This window comes from Leptospira chreensis, assembly GCF_016919165.1.
GTDB classification, from domain to species: domain Bacteria; phylum Spirochaetota; class Leptospiria; order Leptospirales; family Leptospiraceae; genus Leptospira_A; species Leptospira_A chreensis.
Window position 1 is genome coordinate 1 of record NZ_JAFFPS010000020.1, and the last position, 958, is coordinate 958.

The following is a 958-nucleotide window of genomic DNA, read 5'->3' on the forward strand; positions in this document are numbered from 1 at the left end:
GAAAGATTGAACACCAACTATTTCTTTCTCTTAGTGCATTATCAATATAACCTTGTTCATCTCCGCGTTTGCATTGAGGCAAACAAAATCGATTCCTGCAAACCGAAAAAATTTACTTTGGAATCTTTTAAAGTGATTACAAATCCTTATGATGAACCATCAATTAATATTTACTTAAACAATGGTGTCCCAGACGAATTCAAGGAAGCATTTAGAAATTCTAGAAAATTATTAGAAAGCAAGGTTAAATGAGCGACAGCGCTTAACAGCGACTAACCGCTTCGCTTCGGGACTTCGCCCTCGCTTGGGCTGCGCCACATAGGCTTCTGGCACTCCTCTTGCTTACGCAAGCGTCGTTCCAGTCCCTAACGTCCCGTTTCCGGGACTCAGGGTCAGCCTACGTCGGTTAGTCTAGTTCGTTATGCGACATTATTTAAATCGGTTTAAAACAATGGACATTAAAAAAATTAAAAATTACATACGAAGAATTAAGAAATTCCAATATGAATAAAAAAATCATATTTCTATTAATATTTAATTCAATCTTATTAATCAGATGTAAATCTCAACAACATGAAAATTGCGAATCAAATATCAAAGAAAAAATAGTGCTTGATTGCAATTATGAAGAATACCAAAAAAATAACAGTATTTGCATTATCAATTTAATGACTTACAATTTCTGCAAGGAAAACAATGCCAAGAAATATTCAAACAAAATTGAATTCAAATAAATACTTAAATAACCTCAACTTCATTCTATATAAATTATTTAAGCAAAATAGATAGGAAGGCTACAATATGTTCAAAAAACTCAAAACAATATGTGTTCTATTATTTTTGATATTCAATTGTATTCCGAATGGTCAATCAAGGAGGAATCAATGCAAACGCGGAGATGAACAAGGTTATATTGATAATGCACTAAGAGAAAGAAATAGTTGGTGTTCAATCTTTC

General features: G+C 32.7%; 1 protein-coding gene. It reads left to right on the top strand.

Features of this window, described 5'->3' with window-relative positions; genetic code table 11:
• Positions 1–252, top strand: a 252-nt coding sequence (locus JWG41_RS05850; protein WP_205269006.1) for a hypothetical protein, incomplete at its 5' end; no start/stop codon positions are given.
• Between the last annotated feature and the right edge of the window lie 706 nt (positions 253–958).